This is a genomic window from Nocardia xishanensis NBRC 101358 (assembly GCF_001613365.1).
In the GTDB taxonomy this organism is placed as follows: domain Bacteria; phylum Actinomycetota; class Actinomycetes; order Mycobacteriales; family Mycobacteriaceae; genus Nocardia; species Nocardia xishanensis.
The window spans coordinates 59,220-72,939 of the sequence record NZ_BDCF01000042.1; the positions used below are offsets into that span (position 1 = coordinate 59,220).

General features: G+C 69.4%; 11 protein-coding genes. 5 read left to right on the forward strand and 6 right to left on the reverse strand.

The features are described from left to right. Positions 1 to 9 precede the first annotated feature (9 nt). The gene (locus NX1_RS26255; RefSeq protein ID WP_281217135.1) at positions 10 to 1,584 is read right to left on the reverse strand and encodes an MDR family MFS transporter; all 1,575 of its coding nucleotides are present in this window, start codon (positions 1,582 to 1,584) and stop codon (positions 10 to 12) included. 530 nt (positions 1,585 to 2,114) lie between these two features. Between NX1_RS26255 and cobA the strand changes: the two genes are divergently transcribed. Next, positions 2,115 to 3,365 (forward strand): uroporphyrinogen-III C-methyltransferase, encoded by a 1,251-nt coding sequence (cobA, locus tag NX1_RS26260; protein ID WP_068064617.1) that lies wholly within the window; start codon positions 2,115 to 2,117, stop codon positions 3,363 to 3,365. Between the two features lie 207 nt (positions 3,366 to 3,572). Next, a complete protein-coding gene (locus NX1_RS26265; protein WP_068064619.1) occupies positions 3,573 to 5,033 on the forward strand; it encodes an MFS transporter in 1,461 nt (486 codons plus the stop codon). 7 nt (positions 5,034 to 5,040) lie between these two features. On the opposite strand, the gene NX1_RS26270 is transcribed toward NX1_RS26265, so the two are convergent. Further along, complete coding sequence (locus NX1_RS26270; protein ID WP_218024186.1) at positions 5,041 to 5,454, reverse strand: PPOX class F420-dependent oxidoreductase; 414 nt, start codon at positions 5,452 to 5,454, stop codon at positions 5,041 to 5,043. 427 nt (positions 5,455 to 5,881) lie between these two features. Further along, positions 5,882 to 6,613: a DUF7873 family protein gene (locus NX1_RS26275; RefSeq protein WP_068064561.1), complete on the reverse strand. Its 732-nt coding sequence runs from the start codon at positions 6,611 to 6,613 to the stop codon at positions 5,882 to 5,884. A gap of 340 nt (positions 6,614 to 6,953) precedes the next feature. On the opposite strand from NX1_RS26275, the gene NX1_RS26280 reads away from it, so the two are divergent. After that, positions 6,954 to 7,631: an NADPH-dependent F420 reductase gene (locus NX1_RS26280; protein WP_068064564.1), complete on the forward strand. Its 678-nt coding sequence runs from the start codon at positions 6,954 to 6,956 to the stop codon at positions 7,629 to 7,631. 345 nt (positions 7,632 to 7,976) lie between these two features. On the opposite strand, the gene yaaA is transcribed toward NX1_RS26280, so the two are convergent. Next, the gene (yaaA, locus tag NX1_RS26285; protein ID WP_068064622.1) at positions 7,977 to 8,720 is read right to left on the reverse strand and encodes a peroxide stress protein YaaA; all 744 of its coding nucleotides are present in this window, start codon (positions 8,718 to 8,720) and stop codon (positions 7,977 to 7,979) included. 206 nt (positions 8,721 to 8,926) lie between these two features. Between yaaA and NX1_RS26290 the strand changes: the two genes are divergently transcribed. Both NX1_RS26290 and NX1_RS26295 read left to right on the forward strand, forming a co-directional pair. Further along, positions 8,927 to 10,684: a proline--tRNA ligase gene (locus NX1_RS26290; RefSeq protein WP_068064567.1), complete on the forward strand. Its 1,758-nt coding sequence runs from the start codon at positions 8,927 to 8,929 to the stop codon at positions 10,682 to 10,684. A 287-nt stretch (positions 10,685 to 10,971) separates the two neighbouring features. After that, positions 10,972 to 12,723: an acyl-CoA dehydrogenase family protein gene (locus NX1_RS26295; RefSeq protein ID WP_068064570.1), complete on the forward strand. Its 1,752-nt coding sequence runs from the start codon at positions 10,972 to 10,974 to the stop codon at positions 12,721 to 12,723. Positions 12,724 to 12,840: 117 nt separating this feature from the next. Here NX1_RS26295 and NX1_RS26300 read toward each other — a convergent pair whose 3' ends face one another. Both NX1_RS26300 and NX1_RS26305 read right to left on the reverse strand, forming a co-directional pair. Beyond that, positions 12,841 to 13,275: a ferritin-like domain-containing protein gene (locus NX1_RS26300; protein ID WP_068064573.1), complete on the reverse strand. Its 435-nt coding sequence runs from the start codon at positions 13,273 to 13,275 to the stop codon at positions 12,841 to 12,843. Next, positions 13,272 to 13,720 (reverse strand): hypothetical protein (locus NX1_RS26305; RefSeq protein WP_068064625.1); only part of this gene is annotated, 449 nt, incomplete at its 5' end. The genes NX1_RS26300 and NX1_RS26305, both read right to left, overlap by 4 nt.

Here is a 13,720-nt window from a genome sequence, read left to right on the forward strand (position 1 = left end):
AGGGACTGATCAGCCCTTCATCAGCTCGACCGCGGGCTGCTCGCCCTCGTCCGAGGCCGCCTCCGGCGCGTGCTCGCCCGCCGCCGCTTCCGGCGCGTGGGAGCGGCTCGGCAGCACGACCGCCATCACGATCACGACCAATGCCAGCGCCGCGGAGACTCCGAAGGCCAAGCGCATGCCGTCGAGGTGTGCGGTGACCGGGTCGGTGCCGCCATCGATCAACTCGGCGCTGCGGGTGGACATGACCGTCACCACCAGCGCGGTGCCGAGGGCCGCGGCGACCTGCTGCAGCGTGCCGAGCATGGAACTGCCGTGCGAGTACAGCTGGTGCGGGAGCGCGCCGAGACCCAGGGTGAAGACGGGCGTGAAGGCCGCCGCCAACGACACCATGAGCAGGATGTGCAGGGCGAGCAGCTGCCAGTACGGCATGCTCATCGAGATCTGGGTGAAACCGGCCAGGGCCGCGGTGATGCCGACCGCACCGGGGATCACCAGGACGCGGCCGCCGAAACGGTCGAACAGTCGGCCGACGGTCGGGCCGAGCAGACCCATCGCGAGGCCGCCGGGCATGACGAGCAGGCCGGTCTCGAGCGGGCTCAGACCACGCAGGTTCTGCAGGTACAGCGGCAGCAGGATCATCGAGCCGAGCATCGCGAGGAACGCGACCGACATGAGGATCAGCGCCTTGGCATACGTACCGATCAGCAGAATGCGCAGGTCGAGCAGCGGCGTGCCGGTGCGCTGCAGGCGCAGCTGCCGCGCGGCGAACAAGCCGATGAGCGCCAGTCCGGCGGCGACGATCAGCGCGGGAGCGGTGACGTTGCCGGACTCGAAGCGGCTGAGGCCGTACACCAGGCTGCCGAATCCGACCGCGGCCAACGCAACGCTGGACACGTCGATCGCGCCTGCCTGCGGTTCGCCGATGTTCTCGAGCCGCAGCAGCCCCAGCCAGGTGACCGCACCGGCGATCGGCAGCACAAGCACGAACAGCCAGCGCCACGAGCCGGCCTGCAGCACCAATCCGGACAGCACCGGTCCCATGGCGGGCGCCACCGAGATGGCGAGGGTGACATTGCCCATGACCCGGCCGCGGTCGTGCTCGGGCACCACCGTCATGAGGGTGGTCATCAGCAACGGCATCATGACCGCGGTGCCGCCCGCCTGGATGATCCGTCCGAGCAGCAACACCTCGAATGCCGGGGCGAGGGCGGACAGCGCGGTGCCGGCGAGGAAGACGCCCATCGCGATCGTGTAGGCGCGGCGCGTCGTGACCCGCTGGAGGAACCAGCCGGTGGCGGGGATCACGGCGGCCATGGTCAGCATGAACGCGGTCGACACCCACTGGGCCGACCGCTCGGTGACGTCGAGGTCGGTCATCAGGCGCGGGATCGCGTTGATCATGATGGTCTCGTTCAGGATCACCACGAACGTCGCGAGTACCAGCAGCATGATGACGGTCGGTGTCCGCCGCCCTGTCGGACTGGCGGATGGGACGGCGGGCATCGGGTTACCTCCGGAGGTGTTCGTGGGCGTGCGACGACGTGTGGCCCGGTGCCGAGTTCTCGTGCCGTGTTCCGGCGCCACGAAAGATCAGACGGGAACGGTTGGCTCAACTCATCGGGCGCGCGCCAGTATTCCGCTCGGCACCGACAGAAATCACCCGGTTTTACCAAGCGTCCAATAGTTCGAGCCGTCGAAACAGCCTGCTAACCAGGCTGTTTCGACGGACCGCTCGAAGGATAGTGACGCTCGTCACTCCGATTGTTCCCGTCTGGCCTAGTCCTCGGGCTGGTCGAGCAGCCAGCGCACGAGATGGGCCCGCGGCTGTCGGCGCTCGGTCGATGTGGCTACGGATCCGCTTGTGCGGCAATGATTGCCGGGCTGATTGCCAGACGGCGAAGGTGCGGCACGCGCATGCGCGCCGCGGGGGGATCATGCGGCGACGACCGGAAGCCGTTCCGCTCCCGGGGCTGGATTTCCGCACCGGCAGCCGTGTGTCGCGGTGAGCTATCGCTCGGATTCGGCGCGGTTTGCGGCGCTGAGTGCCGACGTCCGCCGGGCAGGCCGTAGGCTCGAACACTGTGCCGAACACGTCTGACAACACCGAGGAACAGGTGGAATCCCACGCTCCCGCCCAGCCAGAGGGCGATCCGAACTACCTGGTGGGGCTCGATCTGAACGGCCGCCGCGTCGTCGTGGTCGGCGGCGGGACGGTGGCCCAGCGCAGGCTCGGCCTGCTCATCGCCTCGGGCGCGGACGTGCACGTCATCAGCCGTGAGGTCACCCCGGCGGTCGAAGGTATGGCCACCTCTGGGCAACTCACCGTCACGCTGCGCGCCTACGCCGACGGCGATCTGGAGGGCGCCTGGTACGCCATCGCCTGCACCGACGAGCCCGAGACCAATGCCGCCGTCGTCGAGGAGGCCAACCGGCGCCGCGTCTTCTGCGTGCGCGCCGACGTCGCACGGCTCGGAACCGCGGTCACCCCGGCCACGGCCCGCTACGACGGTCTCACTCTCGGCGTGCTCGCCAGCGGGCAGCACCGGCGCTCGGCCGCGGTGCGCAACGGGCTGCTGGAAGCGCTGCAATCCGGTGTGGTGAGCGATGATTCGTCGCCGGTGACGCCCGGCGTCGCGCTGGTCGGCGGCGGGCCGGGCGATCCCGATCTGATCACCGTGCGCGGGCGCAGGCTGCTGGCGCGGGCGAACCTGGTGGTCGCCGACCGGCTCGCGCCCCCGGAACTGCTGGCCGAGCTCGGACCCGACGTCGAGGTGGTCGACGCGGCCAAGATCCCCTACGGCCGCGCGATGGCGCAGGAGGCGATCAACGCCACGCTCATCGAGGGCGCGAAGGCGGGCAAGTTCGTGGTGCGGCTCAAGGGCGGCGACCCGTACGTGTTCGGTCGCGGCTACGAGGAGCTGGAGGCCTGCGTCGAGGCGGGCATTCCGGTGACCGTCGTCCCCGGCGTCACCAGTCCCATCTCGGTGCCCGGCGCCGCGGGCATCCCGGTGACCCACCGCGGCGTCACCCACGAGTTCGTCGTGGTCAGCGGGCACGTCGCGCCGGATCACCCGGATTCGCTGGTCGACTGGCCCGCGCTGGCCCGGCTGCGCGGCACCCTCGTGTTGATGATGGCGGTGGAGCGGATCGAACAGTTCGCCACCGCGTTGCTGGAGGGCGGACGCCCCGCCGATACCCCGGCGACCGTCATCCAAGAGGGCACGCTGCGTACGCAGCGGGTGCTGCGCGCCGACCTCGGCAGCGTGGCCGCGCGGGTTCGCGAGGAAGGCATCCGCCCGCCCGCGATCGTGGTGATCGGCCCGACCGCGGGATTCTCCGCTGAGCTCGGAGAGACCGGGAAATAGGCGTACCGGGGCTGCCGACGGACCCCGGCCGTGCCGCGCTTCCGTCTCCGCTCGGGCCGTGCGCGGGGTCGTCGACGGACTTCGGCCGACAGGGAAGTCGGCGGCGCAGGGCGCTGTCGAGGGCTTCGTCCGGCCGCGCCCGTGGGAACGGAGCGCTTCGGCTATCAATTACAGTGACTCACTGTGCTCCAGAATCCCGCTGCGACGATGCAGTACCCGGTGACGCAGCGGGCCTTCGGGCTCGCGATCCTAGTTTTGAGCGGGCTGCAGCTCATGGTCGTGCTGGACGGCACGGTGGTGATCTTCGCCCTGCCGCGCCTGCAAGACCAGATGGGTCTCGGCAGCGCGGGCAGCGCGTGGACGGTCACCTCCTACGGCCTCACCTTCGCCGGGCTCATGCTGCTCGGCGGCAGGCTCGGCGACGCGTTCGGCCGCAAACGCATGCTGATCAGCGGCGTCGCCCTCTTCACGCTGGCCTCGCTGGCGTGCGGCCTCGCCCAGGGGCCCGCCATGCTGATCGCCTCCCGTGCGGTGCAAGGTGCAGGCGCCGCGGTCGCAGCCCCCGCCGCCTTGGCCCTGGTGGCAACGACTTTCGCGCCGGGTAGGGCGCGGAACCAGGCGATCGCGATCGTCGGCTCCATGGTCGGTATCGGCTCGGTCGGCGGCCTTGTGGTCGGCGGCGCGCTGACCCAGCTTTCCTGGCGCTGGATCTTCCTGATCAATGTGCCGATCGGCCTGCTCATCGTGCTCGGTGCGGTCTACTGCCTGGCCGACACCGGCCACCACCGCGTCTCCCTCGACGTGCGCGGCGCCGTGCTCGGCACCCTCGCCTGCGCCGCCATCGTCTTCGGCGCCACCGAAGGACCCGCGATGGGCTGGACCAGCCCGGCCATCATCGGCTCGCTGGTCGGCGGCCTGGTGCTGCTCGTGGTGTTCGTGCTCGCCGAACGCAATGTCGACGACCCGCTGCTGCCGTGGTCGCTGTTCGGCAGCCGGGACCGCGTCACCACCTTCCTGCTGATCCTGCTCGCGGGAGGCGTGCTCGGCGCGATGACGTACTTCGTCGCGCAGTTCCTGCAGAACGTCATCGGCTACGGGCCGCTGGAAGCGGGCGTTGCGTCGATCCCGTTCACCGTGGGCATCGGCATCGGCGGCGCGCTGGCCTCGAAGCTGGCCATGATGGTCGCGCCGCGCTGGCTGCTCGCGGGCTCGGCCGTGGTGCTCGCCCTCGGCCTGCTGTTCGGTTCGACGCTCGACCGCGACGTGACCTACCTGCCGACGCTGCTGATCCTGCTGATCGTCATCGGATTCGGGGTCGGCATCGCGATGGTGGTGGCGCCGCTGTGCGTGCTGGTCGGCGTGCCGCCCAATGACATCGGCCCGCTCGCCGCGGTCGGGCAGATGTTCATGAACCTGGGCACGCCGCTGGCGATCGGCGTGCTGACCCCGATCGCGGTGTCGCGCACGCTATCGCTGGGCGGCAAGACCGGCAATGTCTCCGGCATGACCTCCGCGGAGATCGACGCGCTCGGCAGCGGGTACACGCTGGTGCTCGCGGTCTGCGCGGGCGTCGCGGTGGTGATCGGATTGATCGCCCTGACGCTGCGCTTCACGCCGCAGCAGATCGCTCAGGCCCACCACGCCCAGGAAGAGGCGCAGCGGGCCTGAGCCGGTTTCAGAACCGCCCGGCGACCTTGCGCGGGGTGACCCGGACGATGACCCGGGCGGCGTCGTTCACCGAGGCCGGGTTGAAGTCGGCGTACAGCCGGCCCGTGTACTTGAGCGAGAGCTCGTTGGGCAGGGTCTTGTCCGGATCCGGCGTCAGGGTGGCGGTGCCGCGGATCTCGGCGTAGACGTAGGGGTTGTCGGGCGGGTTGATCAGCACGGTCAGCCGCGGATCCCTGGCGAGGTTCTTGGCCTGCTGGCGCTCCACCGTGGTGGAGAACAGCAGATCGTCGCCGTCGCGCTTCAACCAGATCACGGTGAGATGCGGTTGCCCGTTCGCGCCGACGGTGGCCACGGTGGCGAACACGTTCGACTCGTCGAGGTATTTCTTCAGGTCATCGGAGAGCACAGCTGTACCGGTCACGTCCTGGTGAAACATCGCGCATTCCCGGTGTATTCCGAATCGGAGCCGGGGTCTATTTGCCTGTCGGGCACCGGCTTCGGTGGTCCCCGAACATGGAAGACCCGGGGGCTTTGCCCGCCCCCGGGTCTCGGTCTGCCGCCCATGTCGCCTACCGGTATCGGTGGGAGCGGATCACTCTCACCGCGACGCGTCCTACGTTTGGACCACCTCCGCATGGGCGCGGAGAGCGGGTTTTGAACCCGCACCTCGTCGCATCGCGTCCGTTCCTCGTGACCCGGTCGTCGGCGGCGAATACTCAATCTGGAGCGATAGTCTGAGTTTGCGCCGCGAACCGCCCGCTCGGCGGCCGGCCCGTGGCTTCAGGCTGATCTTCAGGTTGAGCTTGCGCTCTCGCGCATCCCCCGCGGCGCGGGGGAGTTCGTGGGTATCAGCGGAACAGGTAATCGAAGATCACCTTGCCGGTCTTGCGATCGGTGACCTCCGTGGCATTGGCCTCCTCGCGGGCGAACTTCACCGCCTGCGCCAGCTTCTCTATCCGCCCGACCACCTCGTTGACCCGCCGCGCGGGCAAGGCGCCGGAAAACTTCACTGTCGTCCAGTAGCCGACGGCGATGTCCTCGTAGTACACCTCGACCTGGGCCGGGTGTTTGTCGGTGGCCTCGGCCTTGACGTGGTTGCGGGGCACCTTCTTGGTGCGGATGGTGCGTACCGGCTCGGTGCGCCAGGTGTCGGAGGAGTCGTCGAACCCCCATGCCTCGGCGGCGTCGAGCACCGGAAGCCGCTTGACGAAGGCCAGCAGATCGGCGAGCTGCTTCTCCAGGAACAGTAGGTAGGGCACCGGGACGTCGTCGAGCAAGGTCTCGCCGTCCACCACCACGTCGGCCGCGGCGGTGCGGTTCGCCCAGTCCTTGGTGGCGGTCACGTCGAACAGCCGGGTCAGCGTCGCGGCTGTCTGGCGCAGCACCTCCTCCGACTTCACCTGGACGCGCGTCGCCTCCGGCGGAAGCTGTTCGCCCTCTTCGTCCTTCGGCTGGTAGACGCGCGAGATGCCGGCCAGCAGCGATGGCTTCTGCAGCAGGTTCTGGGTCTCGGCGAGCTCGCGCAGCGCGCCGCTCTTCACGCCCTTCTCCACCGCGATGATCTGATTCAGCTTGGTCATGGGTCCTCCCCGTCGCGCCGCGACTCTTGTACTCGGCCGTCGGTCGCTCGATTCGTCTTCCGCGACGCCAGATTTCGGTATCCCCCCGTCGTCGCTGCGGCAACGGTACCGGCGCCGTGGTGCGAGCCGCATCCCATTTTCCGGGGGAGGGCCGGGTGGTGCCGAACCCACCGCCCGCACCAACCTCCGCCGCATTGGCCGAGCCACCCCGCTGAGTCCACCCCGGCGGCACACACCGCTCGCACGCCGCATAGACGCGGTGCCCCCGTGTGGAGAGTGCGGGCTCTGTGGTGCTGGCGGGTGCGGAACAGTGTTGGGGTGCAGTTGGTTTCATGTCGGCATGACGACGATTGGATTGATCGGTAGTGGGCATATCGGCGGCACTGTGGCGCGATTGGCAGTGGACGCCGGGCTGGATGTGGTGCTGAGCAACTCGCGCGGGCCGGAGACGCTGGCGGATCTGGTGCGAGAACTCGGGGCGCGGGCGCGGGCGGCCACCGCGGCGGATGCCGCTGCGGCGGGTGACATCGTGGTGGTCACCGTGCCGTTGAAGAATTACCGGCAGGTGCCGGTGGAGCCGTTGGCGGGCAAGATCGTGATCGACACCAACAACTACGCCCCGGCGCGCGACGGCAACATCCCCGAGCTCGACACGGGCGAGGTGACCTCGAGCGAACTGCTGCAACGGCATCTGCCGACGTCCAAGGTGGTCAAGGCGTTCAACAACATCTTGTTCTCGCACCTGGCCGCGCTCGCCCGCCCTGCCGGTTCCGGCGATCGCTCCGCGCTGCCGATAGCGGGTGACGACACCGAGGCGAAAACCGCTGTCGCGCAACTGCTCGACGCGCTCGGCTACGACACCGTCGACGCCGGACCGTTGCGCGAAGGCTGGCGCTCAGAGGTGAACACCCCGGTATATGGCACTCCCTATGCCGTGGGCGACCCATTCTGGGAACACGATCCCGCACCCGCCCCGGTCGAGACGATCCGCACGGCCCTCGCCGCCGCGCAGCGCTGACAGGGTCGTCGGTCCAACCGGATGCCGGCTCGTGCCCATTGCGCGGAAGGCCGTCCGCCTTACGCAGGCCTTCATACGCCTCGCAGACGCTGTGGCCTCTGCGAGGCGTGGAAGGTTTGCGAAGCTCGCGCTTGCCGCGGTGAAGCGGCGTTTCACGCGCGGGTCGAGGGTTTCGCGCGCTGCCACGGCAGCAGGTCGGGCGCCTGATGGCGGATGTGCTCGATGGCGTTTCGGATCGAACACTGTCCGCCATGTGCTAGCGGTAGCCAGTTGTCCTGTGGTCTCCGGACCCGCGACGGAGACCGCGGTCGGCTTCGGCAGAGCCGGGCTCGGCGGTGGCAGGGCTCAGGTGATGATGAGAAGTTCGGTGGGGGAGGCGATTTCGGCGCGCAGCCCGGCCTTCTCCGCGACCCGGGCCACGGCGCGGATGTCGGCCGGTTCGGCGCGGGTGAGGACGAGCGCGCGGGCCAGCAGGCCCTTGTGGTGCTTGTTGAAATGGCTCACCACGGTGCGGGTGCCGTCCGGGTGTTCGGTGAGGACGTTCGCGGTGATGGCGCCGGGGACGCGACCGAGTTGCTGGTAGGTGCCCGAGCGCAGGTCGACGACGAGCTCGCCCGCGGCCTCGGTCAGCAGGGCCTCGGGCAGCACGTCGCGCCAGACCGCCGCGAGGGTGGGCAGACCCGGCAGCTTGGAGCCGCCGGAGAGGCGGTAGGCGGGGATCGGGTCGCCCGCGCGCACCGCTCCGAACAGCGCCGAGCCGATGCCGAGCCGCGCGTACGCCTTGGCGCGCTGCGCCTTGGTGAAGGACTTCGCGTCCAGCGCGTCGTAGAGGACGCCGGTGTAGCGCTCCAGCGCGGGGCGGGTCGGCGCCGTGCGCAGCGCGGCGTTTCTGGCGATCTCGGCGTCGGCGCCCTTGCCTAGCCCGAGCGCGGCGCGGGAGGCGGCCGGGTCGGCCGCCAGCTGGACGAGTTCGGTCGCCAGCTTGTCCCGCACCGGCGTGAGCTGCGGCATCGTGAGCACATCCAGGTCGAGCGGCAGACCGGCGCCGCCGTCGGACTTGGTTTCGGAGGGAGGAAGCAGCACCAGCACGAGGCGATACGGTACCGGCGCGCGCCCGTCGGTCGGGATGCGGTTCCGGCGCACGTCGGGCTTTGTGCCGCCCCGCACTTCGGGCACCGCGTCGGCCGTCGAGCCGGGAGGCGGTGGCGCGGCGTGATCTCGGCGGCGCTCCGCCGCAGGCCCAAATGGATAACGCGTTGCGGACGCCCGGTGGCCGGAGACTACGCTGTGCACCCGTGATCACCCGCCTCTCCCACCTCTTCCTGCGTACCCTGCGCGACGACCCCGCCGACGCCGAGGTGCCCAGTCACAAACTGCTCGTGCGCGCCGGATACGTCCGTCGCGTCGCTCCCGGTGTGTACTCGTGGCTGCCGCTGGGCCTGAAGGTGCTGCGCAAGATCGAGGGCGTCGTCCGGGAAGAGATGAACGCCATCGGCGCGCAGGAGATCTCGCTACCCGCGCTGCTGCCGCGCGACCCGTACGAGACCACCAACCGGTGGACCGAGTACGGCGACGGTCTGTTCCGGCTGCAGGACCGCAAGGGCGGCGACTACCTGCTCGGCCCCACCCACGAGGAGCTGTTCGCGCTCACCGTGAAGGGCGAGTACAGCTCGTACAAGGATCTGCCCGTCACGCTGTACCAGATCCAGACCAAGTACCGCGACGAGGAGCGGCCACGCGCGGGCATCCTGCGCGGACGCGAGTTCATCATGAAGGACTCCTACTCCTTCGACCTGGACGAGGACGGCCTGAAGCGCAGCTACAACGCGCATCGCGAGGCTTACCAGCGCATCTTCGACCGGCTCGGTGTGCGGTACGTGATCGTGGCGGCCACCTCGGGCGCGATGGGCGGCAGCGCGTCGGAGGAGTTCCTGGCCGACAGCCCGGTCGGCGAGGACACCTACGTGATCTGCCGCGAGTCCGGCTACGCGGCGAACGTGGAGGCCGTGGTCACGCCCGCCCCCGAAGCGCAGCCGATCGAGGGCAAGCCCGACGCCGTCGTGCACGACACTCCGGGCACGCCCACCATTGCCACGCTGGTGGAGTGGGCCAACGCGGCGGGAATCGGCGAGCAGTACGGCAGGCCGGTCACCGCGGCCGACACCCTGAAGAACGTGATGGTCAAGCTGCGCCACCCGGACGGCAAGACCGAGATCGTCGGCATCGGCATCCCCGGCGACCGCGAGGTAGACGACAAGCGCCTCGGCGCGTCGGTCGAGCCCGCCGAGGTCGAGCTGATCACCGAGGCCGACTTCGCCGCCAACCCGTTCCTGGTGAAGGGCTACATCGGCCCGAAGGCATTGCAGGAGAACGGCATCCGCTACCTGGTCGACCCCAGGGTGGTCGGCGGCACGTCCTGGATCACCGGCGCGGACATCGAGGGTAAGCACGTGGTCGGCCTGGTGGCGGGCCGCGATTTCACCCCGGACGGCACGATCGAGGCCGCCGAGGTCCGCGACGGCGACCCCTCGCCGGACGGGCGCGGCACGCTGGTGTCGGCGCGCGGCATCGAGATCGGGCACATCTTCCAGCTCGGCTACAAGTACACCGACGCCTTCGAGGTCGACGTGCTCGGCGAGAACGGCAAGCCGGTGCGGTTGATCATGGGCTCCTACGGCGTCGGCGTGTCCCGCATGGTCGCGGTGGTCGCCGAACAGCAGCACGACGAGAAGGGCCTGCGCTGGCCCGCGGAGATCGCGCCGTTCGACGTGCACGTCGTCATCGCGAACAAGGACGAGGCGGCCCGCGCCGGCGCTGAGGACGTGGTGTCCGGCCTGCACGCCCACGGCCTTGACGTGCTCTTCGACGATCGCACCGCCTCGCCGGGTGTGAAGTTCAAGGACGCCGAACTCCTCGGCATGCCTTGGGTTCTCGTCATCGGACGCGGCTGGGCCGAGGGCAAGGTGGAGCTGCGCAACCGCTTCACCGGCGAGGCCGAGGAGATTCCTGCCGCCTCCGCCGTCGAGACGGTGGTCGCGAAGATCCGCGGCTGATCCGCTCCGAGGTTTCCGTCCGCCGCCCCGCTCCCGCATAGGGACCGGGGCGGCTTACGTTTCGGCCCCGGGACGTCAGGGCGCCCCAGGGACGCGCGCGCCAACGCTCACGCGATCCGAGGGGTATCGGCGCACTGCTCCGTCGACTCGGAGGCAAGCTTCGATGCCTTGTGCGTGAGAAGGTGCGGCAGTCACCTTCTCCTTACGCTTCCGTAGGCTGAATTTGCTGGTGGATGAACCGCCATACCGGCCACACGCTGCTGTTACCCGCTGGTAAGTTAACCGCCATGACAAGCATCGAGGCGTTGTTGTTCAACCCGGCCACCTACGATCCGCAGCAGTTCGACGCGGAGACCAAGCGGCTGCTGAAGGCCACCATCGAGTGGTTCGAGAGCCGCGGCAAGCGGCAACTGCTCGCCGACGATCAGGACGCCGTGTGGACCGCCGACTTCCTCGAGTTCGTCGCGAAGGAGAAGCTCTTCGCCACCTTCCTGACCCCCGCCGCCTACGCCGACGGCGACGAGAACCGCCGCTGGGACGCCGCGCGCAACGCAGCGCTCTCGGAGATCTTCGGCTTCTACGGCCTGGCCTACTGGTACGCCGAGCAGGTGACCATCCTCGGCCTCGGGCCGATCTGGCAGAGCGACAACGAGGCGGCCAAGCGGCGCGCCGCCGCCGACCTCGCCGACGGGCAGGTGATGGCCTTCGGTCTGTCGGAGCAGTCGCACGGCGCCGACATCTACAACACCGACATGGTGCTCACCCCGACCGAGCCGGGCAGCGCCGACGCCGAGGCCGGAATCCTGTTCCGCGCCAACGGCGCCAAGTACTACATCGGCAACGGCAACGTGGCCAGCATGGTCTCGGTGTTCTCGCGCCGCGGCGATGTCGAGGGCGCCGAAGGCTACATCTGGTTCGCCGCCGACAGCCGCCACGAGAACTACCACCTCATCGACAACGTCGTGCACCAGCAGATGTACGTGAGCACGTTCCGGCTGGAGAACTACCCGGTGCGCGCCGAGGACATCCTGCACACCGGCCCCGAGGCCTTCTCCGCGGCGCTGAACACCGTCAACGTCGGCAAGTTCAACCTCTGCCACGGCGGCATCGGCATGGTGGAGCACTCGTTCTACGAGGCCATCACGCACGCCAACAACCGCGTCCTCTACGGCAAGCGCGTCACCGACTTCCCGCACGTGCGAGGCAATTTCGTCGACGCCTACACCCGCATCGTCGCGATGAAGCTGTTCAGCGACCGGGCCGTCGACTACTTCCGCACCGCGAGCCTGGACGACCGGCGCTACCTGCTGTTCAACCCGATGACCAAGTCCAAGGTCACCTCCGAGGGTGAAGTGGTCATGACCCTGCTGCTGGATGTGCTCGCGGCCAAGGGATTCGAGAAGAACACCTACTTCAACGAGGTCCAGCGCCTGATCAACACCCTGCCCCGGCTGGAGGGCACGGTGCACGTGAACGTCGGCCAGATCCTCAAGTTCCTGCCCAACTACCTGTTCAACCCCAAGGACTACCCGGAGGTCGGCACCCGTCAGGACGCGGCCGACGACGAGTTCTTCTGGCGGCAGGGCCCGGCCCGCGGCGCGGGCAAGGTGCAGTTCGCCGACTGGAACCCGGTGTACCAGAAGCACTCCGACGTCGCGAACGTGGCGCGTTTCTACGAGCAGGCCAAGGCGCTGCGCGAATTGCTCGCCACCGCGGCTCCGGACGAGGCTCAGCAGCAGGATCTGGACTTCATGCTCACCATCGGCCACCTGTTCTCCCTGGTGGTCTACGGCCAGCTGATCCTCGAGCAGGCGGCGATCACGGGTCTGGATCGCGATGTGCTCGACCAGATCTTCGACTTCCAGATCCGCGACTTCAACGGGCACGCCACCACGCTCTACGGCAAGACGTCGGCCACCTCGGCGCAGCGGGAATGGGCCGTCGCGGCGCTGCGCACCCCGATCGTGGATCGGGAGCGCTTCGACCAAGTGTGGGCGCAGGTGGCGTCCTACGACGGCGCCTACGAAATGCGCCCGTGAACCCGCCGGGTACGGCCGAATTCGATTCGGCCGTACCCGGTTTCGGTCGCGGTGCGCACTCGGGGTGCTCGGGACGCCGCCGGGCGAGCGGCAGACGCCGGACTTACCGGAAAGGCCTCACGGCTTACCGGGGAAGGCGGCGGTCGGCGGGTTCGCGCCGAGAATCGCCTGCCAGGCGGCCGCGCGCAGCGCGCATTCGGTGAGCCCGTCGATTCCGGTGCGGCGCGCCTCCTCGGACTCGCCGTGCTCGACGACCGCGCGCCAGGCGACCGCGGTGTCGTTCTCGACGGTGACCGCGAGCCGTGCGGCGGGCACGGGATCCTCCACGGGGAACGGGATGGTGTACGCGGGTTCGGGCGGCGGCGCGGTCGTCCCCGCCGCACGAAGCGCGTCGACGGTGGTGTCGCGGCGGGCTCGATGCGCCGCTGTGTGCTCGGCGATGAGGCGGTCGCGTTCGGGTGAGGCGAAGGCGGCGATCACACCGTAGGCGTAGACCGCGGCGTATTCGGCGGCGAGCGCGTCGAGCAGGGCTTGGCGTTCGGCGTCCGTCATGCCAGCAGCACCCCCGCGTGAACGGCGCAGGCCGCGCTGATCGAGGCGAGCAGACCCGCGCGATAGGCGGATTGCGTCACGGCGAGATCGGCCGCGGATTTGCGCGATCGGGCGAGCTGCTCGCGCAACTGGTCGACGCTCGGCGGCGAGATCGGTGGCACGGCCGTACCGGTCGCTTCCGGGCCCGTCGTGGTCGCGGCGAACGGCGCGGCCCGGTCCCTGGTCTTGCGGGCCGGGATGGTTCCGTCCCCGTAGACGCCGACCACGCGGGCGATCTCCGCGCGCAACGCGTCCGCGTGCGCGGTGCGTTCGTTCGCGATCGTGCTCAGCGCGGTCTGCCGCTGCGGTGCGAGCGCGATCGCCGCGGTCGCAGCCGCGGCGTCGGTGCGGGCCATGACCTCTTGTGCGGCAAGCGGATCGGGCTCGTGCACGGGCTCGTCGGCGC

What these genes read in the sequence shown, in the direction of transcription:
- NX1_RS26265 (WP_068064619.1), top strand. Translation starts at nt 3,573, where the DNA reads ATGCAGTACCCGGTGACGCAGCGGGCCTTCGGGCTCGCGATCCTAGTT.
- NX1_RS26275 (WP_068064561.1), bottom strand. Translation starts at nt 6,613, where the DNA reads ATGACCAAGCTGAATCAGATCATCGCGGTGGAGAAGGGCGTGAAGAGC.
- NX1_RS26280 (WP_068064564.1), top strand. Translation starts at nt 6,954, where the DNA reads ATGACGACGATTGGATTGATCGGTAGTGGGCATATCGGCGGCACTGTG.
- NX1_RS26295 (WP_068064570.1), top strand. Translation starts at nt 10,972, where the DNA reads ATGACAAGCATCGAGGCGTTGTTGTTCAACCCGGCCACCTACGATCCG.
- NX1_RS26300 (WP_068064573.1), bottom strand. Translation starts at nt 13,275, where the DNA reads ATGACGGACGCCGAACGCCAAGCCCTGCTCGACGCGCTCGCCGCCGAA.